The sequence below is a fragment of the Streptomyces sp. NPDC059248 genome (genome assembly GCF_042753905.1).
Taxonomy (GTDB): domain Bacteria; phylum Actinomycetota; class Actinomycetes; order Streptomycetales; family Streptomycetaceae; genus Streptomyces.
In genome coordinates, this window is sequence record NZ_JBHYZV010000016.1 from 1 (window position 1) to 24,494 (window position 24,494).

General features: G+C 71.7%; 23 protein-coding genes and 1 rRNA gene. 18 read left to right on the forward strand and 6 right to left on the reverse strand.

The window, feature by feature from the left end:
- Positions 1 to 125 precede the first annotated feature (125 nt).
- From rrf to ACFXG1_RS09220, 8 genes are all read left to right on the forward strand, one after another.
- A 5S ribosomal RNA gene (gene rrf / locus ACFXG1_RS09185) occupies positions 126 to 242 on the forward strand.
- Between the two features lie 114 nt (positions 243 to 356).
- A complete protein-coding gene (locus ACFXG1_RS09190; protein ID WP_384708048.1) occupies positions 357 to 1,007 on the forward strand; it encodes an HAD family hydrolase in 651 nt (216 codons plus the stop codon).
- Positions 1,008 to 1,067: 60 nt separating this feature from the next.
- Positions 1,068 to 2,243 carry an acetoin utilization protein AcuC gene (locus tag ACFXG1_RS09195; protein ID WP_384708051.1) on the forward strand — a complete coding sequence of 392 codons (1,176 nt, stop codon included), beginning with the start codon at positions 1,068 to 1,070 and terminating at the stop codon, positions 2,241 to 2,243.
- A 111-nt stretch (positions 2,244 to 2,354) separates the two neighbouring features.
- Positions 2,355 to 3,182 carry a phosphatase gene (locus ACFXG1_RS09200; protein ID WP_384708054.1) on the forward strand — a complete coding sequence of 276 codons (828 nt, stop codon included), beginning with the start codon at positions 2,355 to 2,357 and terminating at the stop codon, positions 3,180 to 3,182.
- Between the two features lie 128 nt (positions 3,183 to 3,310).
- Positions 3,311 to 3,523, forward strand: a complete 213-nt coding sequence (locus tag ACFXG1_RS09205; RefSeq protein ID WP_014046653.1) for a helix-turn-helix domain-containing protein — start codon at positions 3,311 to 3,313, stop codon at positions 3,521 to 3,523.
- Between the two features lie 143 nt (positions 3,524 to 3,666).
- A complete protein-coding gene (locus tag ACFXG1_RS09210; protein WP_003948845.1) occupies positions 3,667 to 3,765 on the forward strand; it encodes a 30S ribosomal protein bS22 in 99 nt (32 codons plus the stop codon).
- A 272-nt stretch (positions 3,766 to 4,037) separates the two neighbouring features.
- Positions 4,038 to 5,132, forward strand: a complete 1,095-nt coding sequence (locus tag ACFXG1_RS09215) for an NAD-dependent epimerase/dehydratase family protein (RefSeq protein ID WP_384708057.1) — start codon at positions 4,038 to 4,040, stop codon at positions 5,130 to 5,132.
- Positions 5,133 to 5,166: 34 nt separating this feature from the next.
- Positions 5,167 to 6,312, forward strand: a complete 1,146-nt coding sequence (locus tag ACFXG1_RS09220; protein ID WP_384708060.1) for a lysophospholipid acyltransferase family protein — start codon at positions 5,167 to 5,169, stop codon at positions 6,310 to 6,312.
- Between the two features lie 107 nt (positions 6,313 to 6,419).
- Here the strand turns inward: ACFXG1_RS09220 and ACFXG1_RS09225 are convergent, their stop codons facing one another.
- The 3 genes from ACFXG1_RS09225 to ACFXG1_RS09235 form a co-directional block, all read right to left on the reverse strand.
- Positions 6,420 to 7,691, reverse strand: a complete 1,272-nt coding sequence (locus ACFXG1_RS09225; protein ID WP_384708063.1) for a DUF5667 domain-containing protein — start codon at positions 7,689 to 7,691, stop codon at positions 6,420 to 6,422.
- 348 nt (positions 7,692 to 8,039) lie between these two features.
- Positions 8,040 to 8,918, reverse strand: a complete 879-nt coding sequence (locus tag ACFXG1_RS09230; RefSeq protein WP_384708066.1) for an ECF subfamily RNA polymerase sigma factor, BldN family — start codon at positions 8,916 to 8,918, stop codon at positions 8,040 to 8,042.
- Between the two features lie 353 nt (positions 8,919 to 9,271).
- Entirely contained in the window at positions 9,272 to 10,255 is a 984-nt protein-coding gene (locus tag ACFXG1_RS09235) for an HAD family hydrolase (protein ID WP_384708070.1), read from the reverse strand.
- A 133-nt stretch (positions 10,256 to 10,388) separates the two neighbouring features.
- Here ACFXG1_RS09235 and ACFXG1_RS09240 point away from each other — a divergent pair, with 133 nt between their 5' ends.
- From ACFXG1_RS09240 to ACFXG1_RS09260, 5 genes are all read left to right on the forward strand, one after another.
- Positions 10,389 to 10,664, forward strand: a complete 276-nt coding sequence (locus tag ACFXG1_RS09240) for a glutaredoxin family protein (RefSeq protein WP_384708073.1) — start codon at positions 10,389 to 10,391, stop codon at positions 10,662 to 10,664.
- A gap of 516 nt (positions 10,665 to 11,180) precedes the next feature.
- On the forward strand, positions 11,181 to 11,978 hold the full coding sequence (locus tag ACFXG1_RS09245; RefSeq protein ID WP_384708076.1) for a redox-sensing transcriptional repressor Rex: 798 nt from the start codon (positions 11,181 to 11,183) through the stop codon (positions 11,976 to 11,978).
- Complete coding sequence (locus tag ACFXG1_RS09250; RefSeq protein ID WP_384741879.1) at positions 11,975 to 13,645, forward strand: glutamyl-tRNA reductase; 1,671 nt, start codon at positions 11,975 to 11,977, stop codon at positions 13,643 to 13,645. Before ACFXG1_RS09245 ends, ACFXG1_RS09250 begins: the two co-directional genes overlap by 4 nt.
- Positions 13,642 to 14,601 carry a hydroxymethylbilane synthase gene (hemC, locus tag ACFXG1_RS09255; protein WP_384708082.1) on the forward strand — a complete coding sequence of 320 codons (960 nt, stop codon included), beginning with the start codon at positions 13,642 to 13,644 and terminating at the stop codon, positions 14,599 to 14,601. Before ACFXG1_RS09250 ends, hemC begins: the two co-directional genes overlap by 4 nt.
- The gene (locus tag ACFXG1_RS09260) at positions 14,598 to 16,262 is read left to right on the forward strand and encodes a uroporphyrinogen-III synthase (protein WP_384708086.1); all 1,665 of its coding nucleotides are present in this window, start codon (positions 14,598 to 14,600) and stop codon (positions 16,260 to 16,262) included. The genes hemC and ACFXG1_RS09260 overlap by 4 nt, the downstream gene beginning before the upstream one ends.
- Positions 16,263 to 16,434: 172 nt before the next feature.
- Here the strand turns inward: ACFXG1_RS09260 and ACFXG1_RS09265 are convergent, their stop codons facing one another.
- A complete protein-coding gene (locus tag ACFXG1_RS09265; protein WP_384708089.1) occupies positions 16,435 to 16,668 on the reverse strand; it encodes a hypothetical protein in 234 nt (77 codons plus the stop codon).
- Positions 16,669 to 16,828: 160 nt separating this feature from the next.
- Here ACFXG1_RS09265 and ACFXG1_RS09270 point away from each other — a divergent pair, with 160 nt between their 5' ends.
- The 5 genes from ACFXG1_RS09270 (at position 16,829) to ACFXG1_RS09290 (ending at position 22,235) form a co-directional block, all read left to right on the forward strand.
- A complete protein-coding gene (locus ACFXG1_RS09270) occupies positions 16,829 to 17,389 on the forward strand; it encodes a DinB family protein (RefSeq protein ID WP_384708092.1) in 561 nt (186 codons plus the stop codon).
- Positions 17,390 to 17,422: 33 nt separating this feature from the next.
- Positions 17,423 to 18,412 carry a porphobilinogen synthase gene (hemB, locus tag ACFXG1_RS09275; RefSeq protein ID WP_384708095.1) on the forward strand — a complete coding sequence of 330 codons (990 nt, stop codon included), beginning with the start codon at positions 17,423 to 17,425 and terminating at the stop codon, positions 18,410 to 18,412.
- A 150-nt stretch (positions 18,413 to 18,562) separates the two neighbouring features.
- Positions 18,563 to 19,768 carry a cytochrome P450 gene (locus tag ACFXG1_RS09280; RefSeq protein ID WP_384708098.1) on the forward strand — a complete coding sequence of 402 codons (1,206 nt, stop codon included), beginning with the start codon at positions 18,563 to 18,565 and terminating at the stop codon, positions 19,766 to 19,768.
- Positions 19,769 to 19,812: 44 nt separating this feature from the next.
- Positions 19,813 to 21,204, forward strand: coding sequence for a glutamine synthetase family protein (locus ACFXG1_RS09285; protein ID WP_384708101.1), 1,392 nt, complete (start codon positions 19,813 to 19,815; stop codon positions 21,202 to 21,204).
- A 143-nt stretch (positions 21,205 to 21,347) separates the two neighbouring features.
- A complete protein-coding gene (locus ACFXG1_RS09290) occupies positions 21,348 to 22,235 on the forward strand; it encodes an SDR family oxidoreductase (RefSeq protein WP_384708105.1) in 888 nt (295 codons plus the stop codon).
- A gap of 90 nt (positions 22,236 to 22,325) precedes the next feature.
- Here the strand turns inward: ACFXG1_RS09290 and ACFXG1_RS09295 are convergent, their stop codons facing one another.
- Both ACFXG1_RS09295 and ACFXG1_RS09300 read right to left on the reverse strand, forming a co-directional pair.
- Complete coding sequence (locus ACFXG1_RS09295; RefSeq protein ID WP_384741883.1) at positions 22,326 to 23,291, reverse strand: chitinase; 966 nt, start codon at positions 23,289 to 23,291, stop codon at positions 22,326 to 22,328.
- Between the two features lie 304 nt (positions 23,292 to 23,595).
- Positions 23,596 to 24,471 carry an NAD(P)-dependent oxidoreductase gene (locus ACFXG1_RS09300; RefSeq protein WP_384708108.1) on the reverse strand — a complete coding sequence of 292 codons (876 nt, stop codon included), beginning with the start codon at positions 24,469 to 24,471 and terminating at the stop codon, positions 23,596 to 23,598.
- Positions 24,472 to 24,494 lie beyond the last annotated feature (23 nt).

Below are 24,494 nucleotides of genomic sequence, written 5' to 3' on the forward strand. Positions count from 1 at the left end.
GAAGGCGGGTAACCGCTGGAGGTGACCGGTACTAATAGGCCGAGGGCTTGTCCATATTTGCTCGCGTCCACTGTGTTAGTTCTGAGGCAACGACCTGTCCGGCAGGTTTGTTTGTTTCATAGTGTTTCGGTGGTTATTGCGTTAGGGAAACGCCCGGTTACATTCCGAACCCGGAAGCTAAGCCTTTCAGCGCCGATGGTACTGCAGGGGGGACCCTGTGGGAGAGTAGGACGCCGCCGAACAATCATTACAAGGAGAGGGCTCTGGCCCCTTGAGACACAGTCTCGGGGCCAGGGCCCTTTTCGCGTTTCACCCGTGATGTCAGTGCCGGACGACGGCCTTCCTAGAGTGACGTCATGAACTACGACCTAGTGATCTTCGACAACGACGGCGTCCTCGTCGACAGCGAGCCGGTCGCCAACGCCATCCTCGCCGGGTATCTGACCGAGCTGGGGCACCCCACCACCTACGAGGACTCGCTGCGGGACTACATGGGCGCCGCGGTCCACCGGATTCACGACCTGGTCATGGAGCGGTCCGGGCAGCGGCTGCCCGAGGGCTTCGACGCGACCCTGCACGCACGTACGTTCGCCGCCTTCGAACGGGATCTTGAGCCCGTCGAGGGCGTGACCGACGTACTGCGCGGGCTGGCCGCGGCCGGGGTGCCGTACTGCCTCGCCTCGTCCGGGAGCCATGAGCGGATCCGGGTCGGACACCGCAAGACCGGGCTGGACGAGTGGTTCGAGGACGAGATCATCTTCAGCGCGCAGGACGTGGGGCGGGGCAAGCCGGCCCCTGACCTCTTCCTGTACGCCGCCGAACGCATGGGCGTCGCACCCGAGCGGTGCGTGGTGGTGGAGGACAGCGCGCTCGGTGTACGGGCCGCGGTGGCGGCCGGGATGGACGTGTACGGGTTCACCGCGATGACCCCGGCGGCCGCACTCGTCGGCGCCCGGGGGTACTTCGGCTCGATGAAGGAGCTGCCGGGGCTCATCGGCCCGGCCTGACCGGCTGGAAACCTCCCCGGCCGCCCGGCGCCCCCCACCGGGCCGGATACGGTGGCGGGCATGAGCGGCCGGGGAATGCTGATGTGGGACGAGGCGCTGACGGCGTACGACTTCGGGGACGAGCACCCCATGGACCCGGTGCGGCTCGCGCTGACGATCGGACTGGTCAGGGCCTTCGGTCTCGACCGGGCCGTGGACGTCGTCGCCGCGAAGCCCGCCGGGGACTCGACGCTGCGGCTCGTGCACCGGGAGGAGTACGTGGCCGCCGTACGGGCCGCGTCGGCGGACCCCCGGGCCGCCGATCAGGCGTACGGTCTCGGCACGCTGGACGATCCCGCCTTCGCCGGGATGCACGAGGCGTCGGCGCTGATCGCCGGGCAGTCGGTGGCGGCGGCGGAGGCCCTGTGGCGCGGGGACACGGCGCACGCGGTGAACTTCGCGGGCGGGCTGCACCACGCGATGCCGGGATCGGCGGCCGGGTTCTGCATCTACAACGACGCGTCGCTCGCGATCGCCCGGCTGCTGGAACTGGGGGCCGAGCGGGTCGCCTACGTCGATGTGGACGTCCACCACGGCGACGGCGTACAGACCGCGTTCTGGGGCGACCCCCGGGTGCTGACGATCTCCTTGCACGAACATCCGCGGACCCTCTTCCCGGGCACCGGGTGGCCGGAGGAGACCGGTGCCGCCGGGGTCGCCGACGGCGGGGCGGTCAATGTGGCGCTGCCGCCGGGGACCGGCGACGAGGGCTGGCTGCGGGCGTTCCACGCGGTGGTGCCCGAGCTGCTGGCCGACTTCCGCCCGCAGGTCCTGGTGACCCAGCACGGCGCCGACACCCATATCGAGGACCCGCTGGCGCATCTGGCGGTGTCGCTGGACGCCCAGCGGCTGGTACAGGAGTCCTGCCACCGGCTGGCGCACGAGTACACCGAGGACGGCCGGTGGCTGGCGCTCGGCGGCGGCGGATACGCGGTCGTCGACGTCGTACCCCGCTCGTGGACCCATCTCGTGGGGATCGCCGCGCACACGCCGGTCGACCCGGCGGCGGAGGTGCCGCAGGAGTGGCGCGACCGGGTGTACGCGCTGACGCGGCAGCCGGGGCCGCGGCGGATGACGGACGGGCGGACACCGGGATGGCGGGACTGGTCCGCCGGATACGACCCGGCGGACCGGCTCGACCAGGCGGTCCTGGCCACCCGGCGGTCGGTGTACCCGCTGCGGGGGCTCCTCGCCTGACCCGGTGCCGTAAAGGCACGTCGGAGGCCTCCACGGGGCCCTGTTGGGCCGAACGCGGGACGGGCGGGGGAAACCGCCCGCCGCCGCCCGTACTGCGGGAGCATCGGCCCTGTGGCGGTCAGTCGTACGAGTCGTGAGGCGCTACGGGCGCATCTGCTGGCGGCCGGGGTCGCCGGGGAGGTGACCACGACCCGGGAGCGGAGTCTTCGGCGCTACCGGATGTTCGCCGCGCGCGACCCCCGCGCGACCCTCGGGCTCGATCCCGAACGGCGGTGGGACGAGCGGGACGTGCTCGCCCTGATGGCGGACCGGTGCGGGGTCTCGGCGGACCCCGGCTGTGTGTCGGGGCCGGATGTCATCGATCCCGGCCGGACGCTGGACGCGCTGGACGCCTTCGCCGACCGGCTGGCGGAGGTGGCGGGGCGGCGGGGACCCGTCCTGTTCGGTACCGGTCACCCCCACCGGCTCCTGGGGTTTTACGGCGGGCTCGCAGACGCTTTGTCGGCGGTGGGCTGTCTCGTCCTCACACCCGCGCAGGGCCGAAGTGTCGACATAACGACCCGGTTCGGCGTACGTACGGGCACGCTGGCGTACGTACAGGGGGTCGCGCTGGTGCGGGAAGGCGGCGCACGGGGCGCGTCGGACGGCACCGGCGCACACACCCATTCACCGCTGCCCCTGCGGCTCGCGCTGGAGGGTCTTGCGACGGCCGGCGGGCCGCTGCCCGAGCTGGTGGTGGGGGACCACGGATGGGTCTGCGGGGCTGGTCAGCTGGGGTTTCGGGCCGTCGGCCTGGCGGACGCCGACGATCCCGCGGTGTTCGTGGGCGAGGCGGAGGGCCGGATCGCGGCGGCCGTACCGCTGGACGACTCGGTTCGACCCGATCGGTACCGGCCCCTCATGCGCTATGTACTCAAACGCGCCTGTCTGTCACAGTAGGCGGCCGATGGCTGCTCCTCTTCCCCACTCGTACCACGCGCCCCTAGTCTGGGGAGTGAGCGCACAGCGACGAAGAGTCACCGGAGGGGAAGCCGGTGAGCGTCGTGTGCGGAAGGTACAGGTGGGTCATGGCTGCTGGCAGCGAGAGGCCTCTCAACGAGGTCAAGTTCCTTACCGTGGCGGAAGTCGCCTCGGTGATGCGGGTGTCGAAGATGACTGTGTACCGTTTGGTGCACAGCGGACATCTGCCGGCGATCCGGGTGGGGAGGTCCTTCCGGGTTCCGGAGCAAGCGGTGCACGAGTACCTCCGCGAGTCCTTCGTGGGGGTGGAATCCGCTTGACGACCGCGCGCGGGTGAGTCGGGCCGAGCGCGCGGCGACCCTCGGATTACAAGCTCGGAGCTCGGGCGGGTAGGCTAGGCCGACGTAGGTCGTGTGGGCCCAGACGCCCCGCACCGAGTGAGAAGAAGTGAGCGAGGGTAGTCGTGGGCTCTGTTATCAAGAAGCGGCGCAAGCGGATGGCCAAGAAGAAGCACCGCAAGCTGCTCAAGCGCACCCGCGTTCAGCGTCGTAACAAGAAGTAAGGCGTCAACGACAGCTGTACGTGTCGTACGTACGACCGCGGCCCTTCCACCCCTGTGGTGGAGGGGCCGCGGCATATTCGGGGCGCATTCTCGGGTTCTCGGGGCGTTTTCTCCGAAGCCGGCGGTCCCGGCCGCCGACAAGGTGCGGCAAAAGTGTCCCGCGGGGACATCACCCGGCAACGGCGAGCCGCTACCGTGGCGTTTGAATCCGTTCACACCGTGTTCGAGACAGTCGGGTGCCGACGGTCGAGGGTCGAGGGAAGGCGCTGGTCTTGGGGAAGGTCGTGCTCGTCACCGGGGTCGCCCGGCAGCTGGGCGCCCGTCTCGTCCGGCGGGTGCGGCGGGGCTCCGGGGTCGACCGGGTGATCGGGGTCGACGCCGTGGAGTCCGAGCACGACCTGGGCGGCGCCGAGTTCGTCCGGGCCGATATCCGGCAGCCGGTGATAGGCCGGGTCCTGGCCGAGTACGGGGTCGACACGGTCGTCCATCTCGATGTCACGGGCACCCCGCTGGGCGCGGGCGGCCGGGCGGCGGTCAAGGAGACCAACGTCATCGGCACGATGCAGCTCCTCGGCGCCTGCCAGAAGTCGCCGACGGTCCGGCGCCTCGTCGTGAAGTCCAGTACGAGCGTCTACGGCTCCGCGCCCCGCGACCCCGCGGTCTTCACCGAGACCACCCCGCCCAAGTCGCTGCCGAGCGGCGGCTTCGCGAAGGACGCCGTGGAGGTCGAGGGGTATGTCCGCGGCTTCGCCCGGCGCCGCCCCGATGTGGCGGTCTGCGTTCTGCGGTTCGCCAATATCCTCGGCCCGCACGCGGACTCCCCGCTCGCCGAGTTCTTCGCCCTGCCGGTCCTGCCGACGGTCTTCGGCTACGACCCCCGGCTCCAGTTCGTCCACGAGGACGATGTGATCGACGTACTGCGGCTGGCGCTCGACGAGCCGGCCCGGGCCACGCTCAACAGCGGGACGTTCAATATCGCCGGGGACGGGGTGCTGCTGATGTCGCAGTGCTCGCGGCGGCTGGGGCGGCCGACACTGCCGGTACCGCTGCCCGCCGTCACCTGGGTCGGCTCCGCGTTGCGTACGGTGGGGGTCACGGACTTCTCGCCCGAGCAGATCCGGCTGCTGACGCACGGACGGGTGGTCAGTACCCGGCAGATGCGGGAGACACTGGGATTCACCCCCCGGTACACCACCGCCGAGACCTTCGCCGACTTCGCGCGCAGCCGCGGGGCCGGGCTGCTGCCGCCGGAACGGGCGGCGCGGGCGGTGGACCGGGTGGCACGGGCACTGGGCGCGGAATCCGCGGCCCCAACGGCCCCCTCGGACGGCGGGCGGGCCGTTCCGACTCGTAGCGACGCCGGATGACGGGCACCGGATCCGGATAAGGAGCGTACCGACGATGGCGGACGCGAAGGTCATTCCCTTCGACGACGACCGGGCGCGCGGCAGTGCGCCGCGGGCCGGGCGCCGACGTGCGTCCGGCGCCGGGAGCGGCGCGCCGGGCGGTACCGGCGGCCGTCGCCGCGGCGAGCCCTTGGCCGCCCGGGACACCGAGGCCCCCGGGGACGTACCGGTGGCCAGGGACGGCGCGAAGGTCCGGGCCGTGAACGTACCGGAGCAGACGCCGTCCGGCGCCGGTGAAACCCCGGAGGACGGCGGGCCCCGGGCCGGGGCACCCGTCGAGGGTGCCGGTGCCGGCGTCGGTGCCGGCTGGGAGCGCCGGCTGGCGGGCGGTCTGGCGTTTCTGCGGCGCCGAGTGACCGGGGACTACGAGGTCGACGAGTTCGGCTACGACCGGGAGCTGACCGACCAGGTACTGATGTCGCTGCTGCGACCGCTGTACGACGGGTACTTCCGGGTCGAGGTGAAGGGGATCGAGAACATCCCCGCCGAAGGGGGCGCGCTGGTCGTCGCCAACCACTCCGGGACCCTCCCGCTCGACGGGCTGATGATGCAGGTCGCCGTGCACGACAACCATCCGGCGGGGCGCCATCTGCGGCTGCTCGCCGCCGATCTCGTCTTTGTGCTGCCGGTCGTCAACCAGCTCGCCCGCAAGGCCGGGCACACCCTGGCCTGCGCGGAGGACGCGGAGCGCCTGCTGTCGCGGGGCGAGGTCGTCGGGGTGATGCCGGAGGGCTTCAAGGGGCTCGGGAAGCCGTTCGGCGAGCGGTACAAGCTCCAGCGGTTCGGCCGCGGCGGCTTTGTGTCGACGGCGCTGCGGGCGGGCGTACCGATCGTGCCCTGCTCGATCGTGGGTGCCGAGGAGATCTACCCCATGGTCGGCAACGCGAAGACGCTGGCACGGCTGCTCGGGCTGCCCTACTTCCCGATCACTCCGACGTTCCCCCTGCTCGGTCCGGTGGGCGCGGTACCGCTGCCGACGAAGTGGACGATCCAGTTCGGGGAGCCGATCCCGACCGACGGCTATCCGGCGGAGGCGGCGGAGGACCCGATGCTGATGTTCAATCTGACGGATCAGGTACGGGAGCAGATCCAGCACACGCTCTACAAGCTGCTGGTGCAGCGGCGGTCGGTCTTCTTCTAGGGGCTTTCCTTGTCGGGCCCGTGGTCGGGTCGGTCATATCGGCAGGACACGACAGGGGGGTGGACCCGCGAGCCGCGGATCCACCCCCCTGTGCCGTTCGACCGCCGTCAGCGGTCTTCTTCCGCGCTCAGACCGAGGCCGGGGAGGAGGCCGGGCAGCAGCGGCGGGATGGTGATGTCGGGCTTCGGCGCGGGAGCGGAGCCCTCGGCCGGTGACGTCGAGTCCTGCGCCGGGGGATCGAGCAGATCACCCGCGCCGCCGAGCAGCCCCTGGTCCTTCTTCGGGGTGCTCGTACCCGAGCCGGTGTCCGAAGGGCGGGGTTCGCCGCCGGAGCGGGGGCCCGATGGGGCGGCGGACGCCGACGGGGTCGTACGACCGCCTTCGGACGGCCGGTCGGCCCCGGACTCCCGGGGGGAGGCGCCGGGGCGCTCGTAACCACGGCCCTGCTCCGGGGGAGAGGGCAGCAGCGACTGGAGCGGGAGGACTTCCTCCTCCATGGCGGCGAAGACGTCGTCCACCTCGGCGCCCACATCGTTGAGCTGGACCGGGAGCCGCTCGCGCAGACCGTTCCAGGTGTCGCGATGGGAGCGCGAGAAGGAGTTCAACTTCTGGATCGGGCCGAGTGACCCGTTCTTCTCGTAGGCCGCGTGGAGCAGGCGGTGGCCTTCGCGGACGTCGTGGCGCATGCCGTTGAGCGCGCGGCGGACCTCCCCGATGGACTCGTGGTCCATCGAGCCGGCGCGGGCGCGCTCCATCAGCCGCCGGGCCTCGTTCAGCCGGGTGGACGCCTGGTCGAGATAGAGCTCGCCGCGGTCGGTGTCACCGTCGGCCATCCCGAGCCGGATGTCCTCCATGCCGCGCTTCAGCCCGTACAGGGAATCACCGGGGAGGGCGTCGGAACTCGCCGCCGCCACCCCGCCGAAGGCGCCCGCGGCCACGCCGACCGTCAGGCCGCCGGCCGCCAGGCCCTTGGACCAGCGGGAACGGGGACGCAGCCGGCGGAGCGGGGAGGCCCGATGGCGACCGGGCTTCCGCTGCTCGGGCACCGTAGGTCCCGTGGACTCGGGGCCGGCCGCGCCGGCCGTGCCTTCCAGGAACATGGCCTCCATGGCGGCCACCAGTTGGGCCCGCTGCACCACCTTGACCTCGGGGTCCAGCTCGGGTCTCGGCAGCTCGCCGAGGCCGGTCGCCAGGGCCAGCATCCGTGCCTGCTCGGGCCGTTGCGCCGCGGGGGCCGCGGCGAGACCCGGCCCGCCCGGTCGGCCCGGGTCGGCCGCGGTCTGATCCGCGCCTTCCTCGGGCCGCTCCGAGGCCGCCTGATCTTCCAGGGCCTGGGCGAAGGCGTTCGCCCGCCGGTGCGCCGAAACGTTCGCGATCACTGGCGGCACCTCCTCTCGTCATGACGATCGACTCCCCTGGGGGTCTGGAAGGTTGCACGATCTACGCGCATTACCACCATCGAGTGAGTGGCTGCGGGCAGGGCGTGACCACAGGGAGCCTGCATCCCGCACAACGAGCGGCGCGGCACTTGGGTTACGCGCGAAGGATGATCGGACCAGTGCGTCATCGAGGCGTCACCGAGGGTGGGTCGGGGTCGGGGGACGGGCGGGGGGAGGGTGGAGCCTGGGGACTACGGCGGGGTGGGACGGGGCGGTGCGGGGGCGTGCGGGATTGCCGGGTCGTACGGGGTCGTACGGGGTCGTACGGCGGGGGTGGGGCCCCGGGGTTCAGCGGGCGTCCTCCGGCAGCAGCCGGGCGAGGGTGCGCACGGCACGGTACTGGAGGGTCTTGATCGCCCCTTCGTTCTTGCCCATCACGCGCGCGGTCTCGGCGACCGACAATCCTTGCAGGAACCGCAGGGTCACGCACTCCTGCTGCTGGGGATTGAGCTTGCGGACGGCTTCGAGCAGCGCGGCGTTGGAGAGCGATTCGAGGACCGAGTCCTCCGGGCTGCGCTCGACCTCGTTCGCGTCGAGCATCTCGCCGGTGGTGACCTCCAGCCGGAAGCGGGAGGACTTGAAGTGGTCGGCGACCAGGTTGCGGGCGATCGTCACCAGCCAGGCGCCGAAGTCGCGGCCCTGCCAGGTGAAGGTGGAGATCCGGCGCAGGGCGCGCAGGAACGTCTCGCTGGTGAGGTCCTCCGCGGTCGCCTTCCCGCCGACGCGGTAGTAGATATAGCGGTACACGGTGTCGCTGTACTGGTCGTACAGCCGGCCGAAGGCGTCCGCCTCGCCCGCCTGGGCGCGTTCGACCAACTCCATCATGCGGGCGCTGTCGCTGTCGGCGGTTGGGCGGCGGATTCCGGAGGACGGGGTCGTCGACGTGGTCGAGGCGCCGTTGCCGGTCCGGCTGCTGCGTCTGGCGACCGCTCGGCCCCCACCGGACCGCCTCCCCTCGACGACGGCGCTGCGCGCCGGGCCCTCGTTGTAGCCGTCGGCGAGGGCATAGCAGGGGGCGGTGGGGCCGCCGGTGGTGGTGGTGAGGCGGGGCAGGGCGGCGAGGGCGGGGACGGCGTACGCGGTGGGGACAAGACCGCGCAGGTGCTCGATGACCGTTGCGCGGAGCGTAGCCAGGCCCGAGGCGTCAACCCCGACGTGTGGGTACACGGGACTCCCAGAGGCAGAGCTTCCATCACGTGCAGTGCGGGACCGTTCACCCGTCGTGGCGACGGGCGGGTCTCGTATGCGTCTGAGGAGAATAACGCTTCGTACAGGCAGTGCTACACCCAGTTGCTCAAATCATCGTTTCCGTCGCTTCTGTTACCCCTGGACGACGCATTGTGGTCCTCATTCTGAGCACTTGGTGATCGGAATCGTTCGTTTTCGGTCGGGTGGGGTGTCGTACAGCGGGGTGTTTTCGCAGTCGTGTTCGGGCGCGCTGCAGCCGCGGGGGTACGGGGTGGTGCGGCGGGGCCGGGTGTCGTGGCGTGGTGGGGCGGGCGGCCGCCGGGCCGGGCGGGTCAGCGGCGGCGGCGGTGCAGGGCGACCGCGGCGGCCGTACCGCCCGCGAGCGCGCCCACCCCGGCGGCCGCCGGGATGCCGACCTTGGCCGCCTTGCGGCCGGTCCGGTAGTCGCGCAGCCGCCAGTCGCGTTCGCGCGCGTGTTTGCGCAGCTTGGTATCCGGATTGATCGCGTATGGATGTCCTACGAGCGACAGCATCGGGATGTCGTTGTGCGAATCGCTGTACGCGGCGCAGCGCGCGAGGTCGAGGCCCTCGGCGGCGGCCAAGGCGCGGACGGCCTCCGCCTTCGCCGGGCCGTGCAGCGGCTCGCCGACGAGCTTGCCGGTGTAGACGCCGTCCACGGACTCGGCGACCGTGCCGAGCGCGCCGGTCAGGCCGAGGCGGCGGGCGATGATCGTGGCGGTCTCCACGGGGGCGGCCGTGACCAGCCAGACCTTCTGGCCCGCGTCGAGATGGGCCTGGGCGAGGGCGCGCGTACCCGGCCAGATGCGGTCGGCCATGTACTCGTCGTAGATCTCCTCGCCGATGCTCATCAGCTCGGAGACGCGGTGGCCCTTGACGATGGAGAGCGCGGACTCCCGTACGTCCTGCATATGGTCGGGGTCCTCGACCCCGGCCAGCCGGAACCAGGTCTGCTGCCAGGCGAACCGGGCGAGTTCCCGGCGCTGGAAGAACTTCCGCTTGTAGAGGCCGCGGCCGAAGTGGAAGATCGCGGCGCCCTGCATCACGGTGTTGTCGAGATCGAAGAACGCGGCGGCGCGGGCGTCGCCGGCGACGGGGAAGTCGTCATCGGGCCCGGTCTCCCCGGTCTCCCCGGGCTCCCCGGGCTCGGGGGTGCCGGTTTCCACGGAGGGATCCACGGGGAGTTCTTCGAGGTCCCGGGTCGCCTTGCGCGCGGCCTCCGCCGCGGCCTCGCCTGCGAGCACGCTGCGCGCGGTGGCGGAGCGCCGTCGGGGGATGAGCCATCCACGTGCGGCCATACCGCGAGCATAGCCAGTCCGTTCCCGAACTCCCGACCCGCCGGGATGCGGCGGGGTGAACTCTTCGCGGCGGTGCCGTTACCGGGGGCGGGCCGGGCGCGGGGCGGGGGCGGGCCCGGCGGAGAATGGGGCCATGAGTCCTCTGCTGCGGCGCAAGAAGAAGGCGGCGCGTGACCGGGTGGTCACGCTGATCGGCAAGCCCGGGTGTCATCTGTGCGACGAGGCGCGGGCGGTCGTCGACGAGGTGTGCGCGACGACGGGGGCGTCGTGGGAGGAGAAGGACATCACGGTCGACGAGGCGCTGTACCGGGAGTACTGGGAGCAGATCCCGGTGGTGCTGGTGGACGGGGAGCAGCACACGTTCTGGCGCGTCGACGCCGGGCGCCTGCGGCGGGCGCTGGAGGGGTAGGGCCCCGGGCTGCCCGTCGCCTGCGGGGTGCCCCGCGGCCCTGATGCGGGGTTCCCGCGGCCCGGGGGTGGTTCCGTGCGTGGGTCCCCGCGGGCCCGGGGGTGGCTGGTCGCGCAGTTCCTCGCGCCCCTGGATCGTTGCCCGAGCGGGTCGCCTGCGGGGCATCTGTGGTTGAGCGCGCGGTTCCTCGCGTCCCTGGAGTCCGTTCCTTGCGCGGGATTCACCGGGATTCACCGCGATTTTCGGGGGTTCCGGGGGTATCGGGGAGCGGGGTGGCGGGGCAGAGTGGAGGGTGCGGAGGAAGGATGGGGCGCATTGGGCCCATCGGATGGGGAACGGGCCGAGGTCGTGCGCGGTTCCATGTTTACGGGATCCAGGCGCGTGACCCCGATCACTTTGACTGGACAAAACGGACACAATCTTTGTGCACGCGTTCACAAAGACATAGCCTGCTGTCGACGGGGCGGTCTTGGGACACACGGCCGCCTAGAGCTTCGCTCATCCCGCAGGAGCACCGTGGCAACTGGCCGAAATCACCGACCGGCGACCCGTAGCCGAGGAATCCCCGAGGCCACCGTCGCCCGGCTTCCGCTGTACCTGCGGGCGCTGACCGCGCTCTCCGAGCGGTCCGTACCCACGGTCTCCTCCGAAGAGCTGGCGGCCGCGGCCGGGGTCAACTCCGCGAAGCTGCGGAAGGACTTCTCGTACCTCGGTTCCTACGGCACCCGTGGCGTCGGGTACGACGTGGAGTACCTCGTCTACCAGATCTCCCGCGAGCTGGGGCTCACGCAGGACTGGCCCGTGGTGATCGTCGGTATCGGTAACCTCGGCGCGGCGCTGGCCAACTACGGGGGGTTCGCCTCCCGCGGGTTCCGGGTCGCGGCGCTGATCGACGCGGATCCCGCGATGGCCGGGAAGCCGGTCGCCGGGATCGCCGTCCAGCACACCGACGAGCTGGAGAAGATCATCACGGAGAACGGGGTGTCGATCGGTGTGATCGCCACGCCCGCCGGTGCCGCGCAGCAGGTGTGCGACCGGCTGGTGGCCGCCGGGGTCACCTCCATCCTGAACTTCGCGCCGACCGTTCTGACCGTCCCGGACGGTGTCGACGTGCGCAAGGTCGATCTGTCGATCGAACTCCAGATCCTCGCCTTCCACGAGCAGCGGAAGGCCGGCGACCTCGCCGACGCGCCCGCCGCCCCGACGGAGGGTGCCGCCGCGCCCGGCCGTGCTCCCGCGACCGCCCCCGACGGCGCCGCGGGCGCCGGACGGAAGGGACCTGACGGGGACATGCCCGCCGTGATGCCGGCATGAGCCTTCTGGTCGTCGGACTGAGCCATCGCAGCGCGCCGGTGAGCGTGCTGGAGCGGGCGTCGCTCTCCGCGGACGCGCAGATCAAGCTGGCGCAGGACACGCTGGCCGCCGAGCCCGCCACCGAGGCGGCCGTGCTCGCCACCTGCAACCGGATCGAGCTGTACGCGGATGTGGACAAGTTCCACGCGGGCGTCGCCGAGCTGTCCACCCTGCTCGCCCGGCACAGCGGCGTCGGTCTGGAAGAGCTGACTCCCTATCTCTACGTCCACTACGAGGACCGCGCCGTCCACCACCTCTTCTCGGTGGCCTGCGGGCTGGACTCCATGGTGGTCGGCGAGGGGCAGATCCTCGGACAGATCAAGGACGCCCTGGCCCGCGGCCAGGAGCAGCACACCGCGGGCCGGCTGATCAACGACCTGTTCCAGCAGGCGCTGCGGGTCGGCAAGCGCGCCCACAGCGAGACCGGGATCGACCTGGCCGGGCAGTCCCTGGTCAGTTTTGGGCTGGAACAGCTCGCCGAGGGTGCGGACGTGGCCGTCTGGGCGGCCGACAAGCGGGCCCTGGTGATCGGCGCCGGTTCGATGTCGTCGCTGGCCGCGACGACCCTCGCCCGGCTCGGCGTACGCGAACTCGTCATCGCCAATCGCACGCTCGACCGGGCCGAACGGCTCGCCGCGTCGCTGGCCGAGGCGCGGCCGGGCACGACGACGGTACGGGCGGTCCCGATGTCGGCCGTCACCGACGAACTGACACGTGCATCCGCGGTGATCTCCTGTACCGGCGCGACCGGGCTCGTCCTCACAGCCGACGCCGTCGCCGACGCGCTCGCCGTGCCCGAGGCCGCCTCGGCCGTCCTGGCGGGCGCCGCCGTCGCCGAAGGCGCCCTGCGCGCCCCGGACGGCAGTCTGGTCGCCCGGCTCGCCGAGACCGCGGGCCGTGACGGACGCGTCCGTGAACTGGGCGGCCGCCAGCTCGCCGAGGCCCCCGACGGCGGCTGCCCGGTCGGTCTCGACGACACGCACGGCGTCGCCGGTACGGCCGGTGACCCGGCTCAGCACGGGGTCTGGGTGGAGAACGCCACCAGCTCCGTACCCACCGTCCATCAGCCGCGGCAGCCCGTACGCAACGGGACCGGCGCCCGGGGCACCGTACGCATGGCCCTGCTCGATCTGGCCATGCCCCGCGACATCGACCACGCCGTCCACCGGGTCCCCGGTGCCCGGCTGGTCGACATCGAGTCCCTCGCCGAGGCGTCCGCCGACGCGCCCATGGCCGCCGACGTCGACCAGGTCCGCGACATAGTCGCCGCCGAGGTGGCCGCCTTCGGCGCGGCCCAGCGCGCTGCCCGGATCACCCCCACCGTCGTCGCCCTGCGCACCATGGCCGCCGATGTCGTTGCCCATGAGATGGCCCGGCTCGACGGCCGGCTCAACGGGCTCGACGACAAGCAGCGCGGAGAGATCCGGCAGACCGTCCACCGCGTCGTCGACAAGCTGTTGCACGCGCCGACGGTCCGGGTGAAGCAGCTGGCGAGCGAGCCCGGCGGCGCCGGGTACGCCGACGCGCTGCGCACCCTTTTCGACCTCGACCCGGAGACCGTGGCGTCCGTCAGCCGGGCCGATGTGAACGACCGCGAAACCGACGCCGAGAACCGAGGGCGATCATGACCGAGAGGGCACTGCGGCTCGGGACCAGGCGGAGCAAGCTCGCCATGGCCCAGTCCGGGCAGGTGGCGCGGGCGGTGGAGGCAGTCACCGGCCGGTCCGTCGAGCTGGTCGAGATCACGACGTACGGCGATACGTCCCGCGAGCACCTGGCGCAGATCGGCGGCACCGGTGTGTTCGTCGCCGCGCTGCGCGAGGCGCTGGCCGCGGGCGAGGTGGACTTCGCGGTTCACTCGCTCAAGGACCTTCCGACGACGCAGCCCGACGAGCTGGCGCTGGCGGCGATCCCGAAGCGGGAGGACCCGCGGGACGTACTGGTGGCCCGGGACGGGCTCACCTTCGACCGGCTGCCCGACGGCGCCAGGATCGGCACCGGCTCGCCGCGGCGGGCCTCGCAGCTGAACGCGTACGCGCGGGCGCACCACACCCGCGTGGAGACCGTCCCGATCCGGGGGAACGTCGATACCCGGATCGGATATGTGCGCGACGGTGAACTGGACGCGGTGGTACTCGCCGCGGCCGGGCTCAACCGTATGGGCAGAAGTGCGGAGGTGACCGATTTCCTCTCGGTCGACTTCGTGCTGCCCGCCCCCGGCCAGGGGGCGCTGGCGATCGAGTGCGCCGCGGACGACGCGGAGCTGATCGCGCGGCTCGCCGAGCTCGACGACCCGGTCACCCGGGCCGCCGTGACCGCCGAGCGTTCCCTGCTCGCCGCCCTGGAGGCCGGCTGCAGCGCACCCGTTGGTGCGCTCGCCGACCTGTTGGGCGACGGACAGGCTGTCACTGAAATGCGCCTGCGGGGCGTCGTCGGCACGGTCGACGGCACGACGCTGGTGCAGCTGTCCACCACCGGTCCCGTACCCACGTCGCACGGCGACGCCATCGCGCTCGGTCGCGAACTCGCGTCCGAGATGCTCGCCAAGGGTGCGGCCGGTCTTATGGGGGAGCGAGCGTTTTGAGCCCCACCACCAACCCGTCCACGGCGTACGACTCGGCACACGGGCACGTCACTTTCCTCGGCGCCGGACCCGGTGATCCCGGGCTGCTGACCTTGCGGGCTGTCGAAGCCCTCGCGGGAGCCGATGTCGTGATCGCCGAGCCCGAAGTGCTCGACGTGGTACGCGGCCATGCGCGGGCGAGCGTCAGCACGCCTGAGCTGACGGTCGTTGACGATGCGTCAACAGCCGCCGGAATCCCCGTACTCAGGGATGCCGTCAATCTTGTCATGGAGGCCGCGCGGTCCGGCAAGCGGGTCGTGCGAGCGGTCAGCGGCGATCCGGGCCTCGACGCCGACGCCGGTCACGAGATGCTGGCCTGCGCGGCGGAGGGCGTCCCCTTCGAGGTCGTGCCCGGTATCGCGGCGGCCGTGGGGGTGCCCGCGTACGCCGGGGTACCGCTGCGGGACGCCCAGGGCGCGGACGTCCGTTTCGTCGACGCCCGGACCGCGAGCGACCGCTGCTGGACCGAGGTCGGCGCCAGCGACGGCACGGTCGTGGTCTCCACGACGCTGGACTCGGTCGCCGCCGCGGCGGGCGAGCTGGTCGCGGCGGGCCGCAAGCCGGACACCCCGCTGACCGTGACCGTCGCCGGGACCACCACCCGGCAGCGGACCTGGACGGCGACGCTCGGCACCATCGCCCAGGTCTTCAAGCAGGGCAAGATCCTGCCGTCGCCCGAGGGGCACCGGCCGGTGATAGCCGTCGTCGGTGAGCGCAGCGCGCCCGCGCAGCGCGCCCAGCTCTCGTGGTTCGAGTCCAAGCCGCTGTTCGGCTGGAAGGTGCTCGTACCGCGGACGAAGGAGCAGGCGGCGTCCCTGTCCGACCAGCTCCGTTCCTACGGCGCGGTGCCGCACGAGGTGCCGACGATCGCCGTCGAGCCGCCGCGCACCCCGCAGCAGATGGAGCGGGCGGTCAAGGGCCTGGTCACCGGGCGGTACGAGTGGATCGCCTTCACCTCGGTGAACGCGGTCAAGGCGGTCCGCGAGAAGTTCGAGGAGTACGGGCTCGACGCCCGCGCCTTCGCCGGGATCAAGGTCGCGGCGGTCGGCGAGCAGACCGCGAAGGCGCTGGTCGACTTCGGGGTCAAGCCCGATCTGGTGCCCAGCGGCGAGCAGTCGGCCGCGGGTCTGCTGGAGGACTGGCCGCCGTACGACCCGGTCTTCGACCCGATCGACCGGGTGTTCCTGCCGCGGGCGGACATCGCGACCGAGACGCTGGTCGCGGGTCTGATCGAACTGGGCTGGGAGGTCGACGACGTCACGGCCTACCGGACCGTGCGCGCGTCGCCGCCCCCGGCGGAGACCCGGGAGGCGATCAAGGGCGGCGGTTTCGACGCGGTGCTGTTCACCTCGTCGTCGACCGTGCGGAACCTGGTCGGGATCGCCGGGAAGCCGCACAACGTGACCGTGATCGCGTGTATCGGCCCGGCCACCGCGAAGACCGCGGAGGAGCACGGGCTCCGGGTCGACGTGCTGTCGCCCGAGCCTTCGGTGCTACGGCTCGCGGAGGCGCTGGCCGAGTTCGGCGCGGGGCGCCGGGCGGCGGCGGTCGATGCGGGCGAGCACGTCACCCGGCCGAGCGAGCGGCGGCCGGGCGGCCGGCGGCGGCGTACGACCACCTGAGCGGTGGGGTACGACCACCTGAGCGGTGGGGTACGACCACCTGAGCGGTGGGGTACGACCACCTGAGCGGTGGCCTACGGCGACCTGAGCGGTGGCGTACGGCGGACGCCTGAACCGAACGACGGTGTACGTGCCTGGTGGGGGCGGTGAGCCCCCACCAGGACGTGGTCCGTCACGGGTTCAGCGGCTCCGGAACGGGCGGAGCCGTGAAGACGATCTTCGGATACCCCTTGGACTGCACCAGGGTGTTGAGCGCCGCCGCGATCTCCAGCGGGGTGATCTGCGGGGTGCTCGGGAGCATCATCTCGTTCCGTACCGAGAAGTTGACGGTCACATAGCCCGGGTCGATGCCGATCGGGTAGTCGGCGGATCCCTGGAAGTTCGTTCCTTCGTGGAAAACGGCCATGCTCGCCTCCGTGAACAGAGTGGGGGACGCCAGCCGTACCCGGACGCGGAACCGGCTCTGGGCCGGTGGGGCCGGGGCACCCCGTCATGGAAGCACGGCCCCCGTCCCCACGCCATCAAATCCGTTGCCGGAGGCAATGGCCCGATGGCAGCCTCCGGCCATGACGACACCTTCCCCCGCCGTGTCCCCGGCCGCCGCCCGCGCCGCCCTCCTCACCGGTCAGCTCGATCAGATCTGGGCCCTCTTCGAGTACCACCTGGAGCGTCTCGACGACACGGACTTCCTGTGGGAGCCCGCGCCGGGGGCGTGGAGCGTACGGCCCGACGCGGCCGGGCGGTGGGTCGCCGACTTCGCGGAGACCGAGCCCGATCCCGTACCGACGCTGTCGATCGGCTGGCTCTCCTGGCATATCGGCTACTGGTGGACGATCACGCTCCGGCACTGCTTCGGGGACGGCGCGCCCGCGCGCGAGGAGATCGTCTGGCCGGGGAGCGCGGAGGCGGCGGCCGGGTGGCTGCGCGGTCTGCGGGACGAGTGGCGTACGGAGCTGGCGGCGCTCTCCGACGCGGACCTCGACGGTACGGAGCGGACCGCGGGGCTGCCGCTGACCGGGGGCGCGGTGCTCACCCTCGCCGAGGTCTGCGCGTGGGTGAACTTCGAACTGGCGAAGAACGTCTCCGAGATCGGGATCACCGCGCATCTGCGGAAGGCACTGGCGTAACGACCGTCCGGGGCGGGGCGTAGCGTGGACTCCATGAGTACGTACGGTTCCTTCCCCGGGTCCCGGCCGAGGCGGCTGCGGACCAACCCCGTCCTGCGCCGGATGGTCGCGGAGACCCGGCTGCACCCCTCGGACCTGATCCTTCCGGCCTTCGTACGGGAGGGTGTCTCCGAGCCGGTGCCGATCAAGGCGATGCCCGGGGTCGTCCAGCACACCCGGGACACCTTGCGGAAGGCGGCGGTGGAGGCCTGTGCCGCCGGGGTCTCCGGGATCATGCTGTTCGGGGTGCCCGAGGACGCGAAGAAGGACGCGGCCGGGACGGCCGGTACCGACCCGGACGGGATCCTCCAGGTCGCGATCCGCGATGTGCGGGCCGAGGTCGGCGACGATCTGGTGATCATGTCGGACCTCTGTCTCGACGAGTACACGGACCACGGGCACTGCGGGGTGCTGGACGCCGAAGGACGGGTGGACAACGACGCCACCCTGGAGCGGTACGCGGAGATGGCCCAGGTCCAGGCCGACGCGGGCGTCCATGTGGTGGGCCCGAGCGGGATGATGGACGGCCAGGTCGGGGTGGTCAGGGACGCGCTGGACACCATCGGCAAGGAGGACGTGGCGATCCTGGCGTACACCGTCAAGTACTCGTCGGCGTTCTACGGCCCGTTCCGGGAGGCCGTCGGCTCGTCGCTGCGCGGTGACCGCAAGACGTATCAGCAGGACCCGGCCAACGTCCGCGAGTCGCTGCGCGAACTCGCCCTCGATCTGGAGGAGGGCGCGGACATGGTGATGGTGAAGCCCGCGGGGCCCTACCTCGACGTGCTGGCGCGGATCGCCGACGCGGTGGACGTGCCGGTGGCCGCGTACCAGATCAGCGGTGAGTACGCGATGGTCGAGGCGGCGGCCGAGAAGGGCTGGATCGACCGGGACAAGGCGATCCTGGAGTCGCTGACCGGGATCCGCAGGGCCGGGGCGAAGATGATCCTCACCTACTGGGCGACGGAGGTCGCGCGCGCCCTGTGACGGTCCGCGCCGCCGCCGGGTGGCGGGTCGGCCCGCCGCCGGACCGGGTGCGTACGCCCTTACGGCGGGTTTTCCGCCCCGGCTCTTGACGTGTCCGTCCGCCACCCGGACCCTTTGGCTGCCCGACCGCTTCCAGAGCCGGAGGTCCTGATGACGCATGCCGCCCCGGGGGACGGCGTGCCGTGGTTCGACGTCACCGCTCCGGACTTCTCCATCACCTCGGCCGCGGTGCACGCGGCGCGTGAGAACTCCTGGTACGCCCGGACCGACTACGGTCTCGCGGTCCTGCGCCACGCGGAGACGGCGGAGCTGCTCGAACACCCCCTGCTCCGGCAGGGGAGCGTGTCCTGGCTCGCCCGCAACGGGGTGACCGGGGGACCACTGGCCGACTGGTGGTCGACCTGGGTCCTCCACCAGGAGGGCGAGGACCACCGCAGGCTGCGGCGGCTGATGAACCCGGCCTTCTCCGCCCGGTCGGCCACCGCCCTGCTGCCCCGTTTCCGGGCCCTCGCCACCGAGCTGACGGACGCCTTCGCGGACAAAGGGCGCTGTGAGTTCGTCGCGGAGTTCGCCGAACCCTACGCGGCCCGGGTGCTCGCCGTACTGCTCGGTCTCCCGGAGTCCGAGTGGCCGGTATTCGCCGGTGAGTCGACCGTGCTCGGTCTCGCCATGGGGGTGAACGTCCGCCGGGACCTGGACCGGATCGAGGGCGCGCTCGCCGCGCTGTACGCGTACGCCGATGAACTGATCGCCGACCGGCGGCGCCGGGAGCGCGACGACTTCGTCTCCCGGCTGGTCCGGGCGAGCCGGGACACCGACCGCCTCAGCGGCGCCGAACTCCGCGACGGCCTGGTGCTGTTGATCTTCGGGGGTTTCGACACCACCCGCAGCCAACTCGGCCTGGCCCTGCGGACCTTCGCCCGCCATCCCGGCCAGTGGCGGCTGCTCGCCGAGCGGCCGGAGCTGGGGGCCGCCGCGGCCGACGAGGTGATGCGGGTCGATCCCGCCGTGCGCTGGATCACCCGGGAGGCGCTGGAGGACTTCACCTTCCGGGGGCTGGACATCCCCGCCGGGACCACGGTCCAGCTATGGAGCGAGTCCGCCGGTACCGATCCCCGCGCCCACGGCCCGTACTCCTTCGACATCACCGCCGAGCGGGCACCGCACTTCGGTTTCGGCGGCGGGGTCCACCACTGCCTCGGCCACTTCGTGGCGCGCGGCGACATGGCCGAGGCCCTGCCGGTGCTCGCCCGGCGACTGCGGGACCTCCGGATCGGCGAGGGCGCCGTCCAGCTCCCCGACTCCGGCAACACCGGCCCCGTACGTCTCCCTCTGCTCTTCACCCCCGCGCCCTGACCGGGTGCGCCCTCCGACCACCACCCTCTTCCTGTGAGGTCCCGTTGACCGACCGTTCCCTCGGCACCACCGCACTCGACCGCCACCGCGAGGCCAATACCGACCAGGAGGCCGTGGGCGCCTTACGGGCACGGATCGCCGAGGCCGGAGTGGAGTACATCTACTACCAGTCGGTGACCCTCGGCGGCCGGGTGGTGGGCAAGGTCGTTCCCGCCGTCCATCTGCTCCGCAATCTGGAGAAGGGGGTCCAGCTGCACCGCTCCGTGGTCGCCGATATCCAGACCGACCGGCACGGCACCCTCCTCGGCGGCGGTACCCGGGCGGCCGAGTTCACGATGCTGCCCGATCTCGACACCTTCGCCGTACTGCCCTGGGACACCAGTGTCGCCCGGTTCTTCTGCCGCACATACGAGCCGGAGCACCAGCCGGAGCGCGGCGGGGAGCCGTTCGCCGCCGATGTGCGCGGCCATCTCATCCGGCGGCACCGGGAGTTCACCGAACGGACGGGGCTCGTCCTCCGCTCCGGCTGCGAGCCCGAGGTGACCTGGACCGGGCCCGGCCTGGAGGTGTCCCCCCGTCCCGACGCCTGCCCCGCGTACCAGGTCGACCTGCTGGAACGGAGCAGGCCCGTCTACCAGAAGGTGATGACCTACGGCAGGGCGATGGGGCTCGACATGATCGAAGGGGACTACGAGGACCCCGGACAGCTCGAACTGAACTGGATGTACGACCGGGCCGAGCTGACCGCCGACCGGCTGATGACCTTCCGCCAGATCTGCCGCCAGGTCGCCCGTGAACTCGGCCTCACGGTCAGCTTTATGCCCAAGCGGGCCACCGGGGTGATGGGCAACGGCTGCCATCACAACCTCAGCCTCTGGCGGGGCGAGCGCAATGTCCTGGCCGAGCCGGGCCGCCGGGAGCTGCATCTCTCCGACACCGGACGGCACGCCCTCGGGGGCATTCTGGCCCATGCCGCGGGCGCCATGGCCGTCATGGGGTCCACCGTGAATTCGTACAAGCGGTACTGGGACGCGGGTCTGTTCGCCCCCGGGCGGATCGACTGGGGGATGGACGACAAGACCTGCACCGTACGGCTGTCCGCCAACGGCCGGCTCGAACTCAAGCTCCCGGACGCCATGGTCAACCCGTATCTCTCCCATGCCGTCCTGCTCGCCGTGATCGGGGACGGTCTGGAGAACCGGATCGATCCCGGCCCTCCTCAGGGCGCCGGCGGTGAGGACGGGGACCGATTCCCCGCCCTGCCGTCGACGCTGGGCGAGGCCCTGACGGCCTTCGCCGGGGACACCGTGGTCAGGGGCGGGCTGACCGAGGAGACCGTCGCGCTCTATCTCGCCCTGAAGGGCGACGAGTGGGCCCGGTTCTGCGCGGCCGTCACCGACTGGGAACACATGATGTACGCGGAGGGCACCCCCTGACGGCGATGGCGGGAGCCTGCCGCGACCGCCCCCGCGTCCTCCCCCGCGTCATCAGTGCGTACGGTGTACCCTCGGGCTTCTGAGACTGCGTACGGTGTACGAGTGTGTGTCCGTACGCGGCTGGAGCGATGGAGGGGTGCGCGATGACGTTCCTGGTGACCGGGGCGACCGGGACCATCGGCCGGCGGGTGGTGCGGGAGCTGGCCGCCCGGGGCGCCCGGGTGCGGGCCCTGACCCGCGACCCGGCGCGGGCGGCCGGACTCCCCGAGGGCGTCGAGGTGGTGAAGGGCGATCTGGACGAGCCGGAGAGCCTGGCCGGGGCCCTCGCGGGGGTCGAGCGGATGGTGCTCTTCCCGAGCCCCGACGGGGTGGAGGGCGTGGTCGCCCGGGCGAAGGAGGCGGGCGTACGGCGGATCGTGGTGCTGTCGTCGGCGGCCGTCACCTCGGGCTACGACACGACGTTCCATCTGCCGGTGGAGCGGGCGGTGGAGGCGTCGGGCCTGGAGTGGACCTTCGTCAGGCCCGGGGAGTTCGCGGGGAACAAGCTGGAGCTGTGGGGGCCTTCGATCCGCGCGGAGGGGGTCGTCCGCGACATCGCCCCGGACACCGTGATGTCACCGGTCCACCCGGCGGACGTCGCCGACGCGATCGTCGCCGCCGTGGCGGAGGACGGGCACACCGGCCGCGCCTACACCTTCGACGGCCCCGAACGCCTCACCGTACGCGAGCAGGTCGGGATCATCGCCCGGGTGCTGGGCGAGGAGCTGAAGGTCCTCGTCGTCACCCCGGCCGAGCTGCGGGAACGCTATCTCGCCCAGGGCGGGTTCGCGGCGGCCAGCGCCGACTTCCTGCTCGGCTACGCGGACTACGACGGGGACGATACGGACCCGGAGGCGGAGCAGGACACCACCGACTGGGGCGACCTCTTCTGGGACGACACGGCGACGGTCGTCACGGGGAGGACGGCCCGTACCTTCGAGGAGTGGGTACGGGACAACGCCGAGGCGTTCCGCCGGGTGGGCGGGGCCTGACACCGTCCGGGCCGCCGGGCCGCGGTGCGTGAGGAAGGACGCGGGGGCCGCGCTCGGCACGGCCCCCGCGTCCTTCAGCTCGTCACCGCGTCAGCAGTAGAGGTTGCCCCCGGTGGGAACGCCCAGCATCTGGGTGAAGCGGGTGTAGTTGTTCACCCGGCTCTGGACCTGGGCCGGGTGGCCGCCGTTGCACTCCAGCGAGCCGTTGATCGACCAGATCGTCTGGCCGAAACCGGCCTGGTTGACCATCGCGGCGTGGCCGGTCATCGTGCCGGGGCCGGACTGGGTGTTCCAGTACCAGAGCGCCGTCTTCCAGGCGACGGCCGCGTTGTTCTGCACCAGCGACGGGTTGTTCAGCAGATCGATGCCGAGGGCGTCACCGGCGGCCTTGTAGTTGAAGTTCCAGCTCAGCTGGATCGGGCCCCGGCCGTAGTAGGCGGCCTGGCCGGCCGGGCAGCCGTAGGGCCGGCTGCGGTCGCAGTAGTGCGGGTAGTTCGCCTGGTTCGACTCCACGATGTGGACCAGACCGCCGGTCTCGTGGCTGATGTTGGCGAGGAAGGCGGCGGCCTCCTGCTTCTTGATCGTCTCGCCGCCGGTGTTGGCGAAGCCGGGGTAGGCGGCGAGCGCCGCCTTCAGGCCGCTGTAGGTGTAGAAGGGGTTCCGGTTCGGGAACATCTGGTTGAACTGGGCCTCGGAGACCACGAAGTCGCCGGGGTTGCCGGGGCCGGGGCCCTCGCCGCCGCTACAGGTGTGCGGGTTCCAGAACCAGGTACTGACCGTGGGGTCGTAGCCCGGGTTGGCGTGCTCCGCGATGTAGTACTTGCCGTCGCGGTACTTGACGATGGCTCCCACCGCGTATTGGGTGCCCTGGCGCCAGTCGGGCGCGTTGGTGCACTCGTCCGCGGCGGTCGCGGTGGTGGTCGCGGTCGCCCGCGCGGGCTGGGCGGGCGCGGCGGACGCGCTGGTGGGAACGAGGCCGATGGCCGCCAGTCCGGCGGTCGCGGCGACGGCGACGACGAGCGCCTTGAAACGATCGCGGGTGCGCTGTACGAGCACGAGTTCCTCCTCCGTGCTTCAACGGCCGGGTCCGGAACGGAGCGTGGGGGCTCGTGGGGGGTTCCGGGCGGGCCGTGGTGTGGGGGGTTCGTGCCCCACACTGAACGGCGCGGCGCATCCGCGTCAAGGTATAGACCAATACGAACCAGCCACCCTGCGCCTCTGGTTGAAGCGCAGGGCGGCCGGTCGTCGTACGCGGGGAAGGACCGCTGTCGTACGGGGGGTAGGGCTGACGTCACGCGTGGGGTGGGACCGCCGTCACGCGTGGGGTAGGGCCGCCGTCACGCGTGGGGTAGGGCCGCCGTCACGCGCGGGGCGTGAGCAGGTCCGCGAGGCGGGAGAGGCCGTCCGCGCCGTGGCCCTCGGCCACCGCCCGGCGGATCAGCGCCTCCGTGGGCCGGAAGAATTCCGTGGTGATGCCCTGCTCGGCCAGGGTGTCCAGCAGATTGGGCAGCGCCGCCTCGTTGACGACGAGGCTGGAGACGTCGGTGAGATGGTCGCCCGAGTCCAGTGCCTCGGCGTAGTCGTCGACGGAGTCGGCCATGGCGACGAGCCAGTTCCTGAGCGGCTCCGCGATCGCCTTGGCCGGGATGCCCGCCGAGCGGACCAGGGCGAACGCGTGCCAGATGCCCATGTCCTGGCCGTACATCCCGATCAGGAGCGCGAAGTCGTTGAGGGCGGCGAATCCGGCGTCCTCACCGACGTAGCGGGCGCCGCCGAGGGCCCGGAAGGTCTCCTCGTACCGCTCGAAGGCGGCCCGGTCGCCGCTGTAGTAGACGTAGGCGTGCGGCCCGGCGATCATCTGGGGGACCGCCATGATCCCGCCGTCGAGGTAGTGGGCGCCGTGCTCCGCCGCCCAGGCCGCCAGCTCACGCCCCTGGGCCGGGGTGCCGTTGGTCAGATTGACGATCGTCCGGCCCGCGATGTCGTCCTTCACCGACTCCAGCAGGTCGCCGACATTGCTGTTCACCGTCAGGCAGAAGACCAGCAGATCGCTCGCGGCCACCGCATCGGCCGGTCCGGGCGCGGGCGTCGCGCCCTGGGCGACCAGGGGGCCGGTTTTCGACGCGGTGCGGTTCCAGACCGTGACGGGGTGCCCCGCCGCGATGAAGGCGGCGGCGAGAGCCGAGCCCATCATCCCGAGGCCGAGGACGGAGACGGCGGGCTTGGCGGCAGACATGGGAGTGCTCCTGGGGAATCGAG

What these genes read in the sequence shown, in the direction of transcription:
- hemC (WP_384708082.1), top strand. Translation starts at nt 13,642, where the DNA reads ATGACCGAGAGGGCACTGCGGCTCGGGACCAGGCGGAGCAAGCTCGCC.
- ACFXG1_RS09195 (WP_384708051.1), top strand. Translation starts at nt 1,068, where the DNA reads ATGAGCGGCCGGGGAATGCTGATGTGGGACGAGGCGCTGACGGCGTAC.
- ACFXG1_RS09205 (WP_014046653.1), top strand. Translation starts at nt 3,311, where the DNA reads ATGGCTGCTGGCAGCGAGAGGCCTCTCAACGAGGTCAAGTTCCTTACC.
- ACFXG1_RS09240 (WP_384708073.1), top strand. Translation starts at nt 10,389, where the DNA reads ATGAGTCCTCTGCTGCGGCGCAAGAAGAAGGCGGCGCGTGACCGGGTG.
- ACFXG1_RS09290 (WP_384708105.1), top strand. Translation starts at nt 21,348, where the DNA reads ATGACGTTCCTGGTGACCGGGGCGACCGGGACCATCGGCCGGCGGGTG.
- ACFXG1_RS09265 (WP_384708089.1), bottom strand. Translation starts at nt 16,668, where the DNA reads ATGGCCGTTTTCCACGAAGGAACGAACTTCCAGGGATCCGCCGACTAC.
- ACFXG1_RS09270 (WP_384708092.1), top strand. Translation starts at nt 16,829, where the DNA reads ATGACGACACCTTCCCCCGCCGTGTCCCCGGCCGCCGCCCGCGCCGCC.
- ACFXG1_RS09235 (WP_384708070.1), bottom strand. Translation starts at nt 10,255, where the DNA reads ATGGCCGCACGTGGATGGCTCATCCCCCGACGGCGCTCCGCCACCGCG.
- ACFXG1_RS09300 (WP_384708108.1), bottom strand. Translation starts at nt 24,471, where the DNA reads ATGTCTGCCGCCAAGCCCGCCGTCTCCGTCCTCGGCCTCGGGATGATG.
- ACFXG1_RS09250 (WP_384741879.1), top strand. Translation starts at nt 11,975, where the DNA reads ATGAGCCTTCTGGTCGTCGGACTGAGCCATCGCAGCGCGCCGGTGAGC.
- ACFXG1_RS09190 (WP_384708048.1), top strand. Translation starts at nt 357, where the DNA reads ATGAACTACGACCTAGTGATCTTCGACAACGACGGCGTCCTCGTCGAC.
- ACFXG1_RS09280 (WP_384708098.1), top strand. Translation starts at nt 18,563, where the DNA reads ATGACGCATGCCGCCCCGGGGGACGGCGTGCCGTGGTTCGACGTCACC.
- ACFXG1_RS09220 (WP_384708060.1), top strand. Translation starts at nt 5,167, where the DNA reads ATGGCGGACGCGAAGGTCATTCCCTTCGACGACGACCGGGCGCGCGGC.
- hemB (WP_384708095.1), top strand. Translation starts at nt 17,423, where the DNA reads ATGAGTACGTACGGTTCCTTCCCCGGGTCCCGGCCGAGGCGGCTGCGG.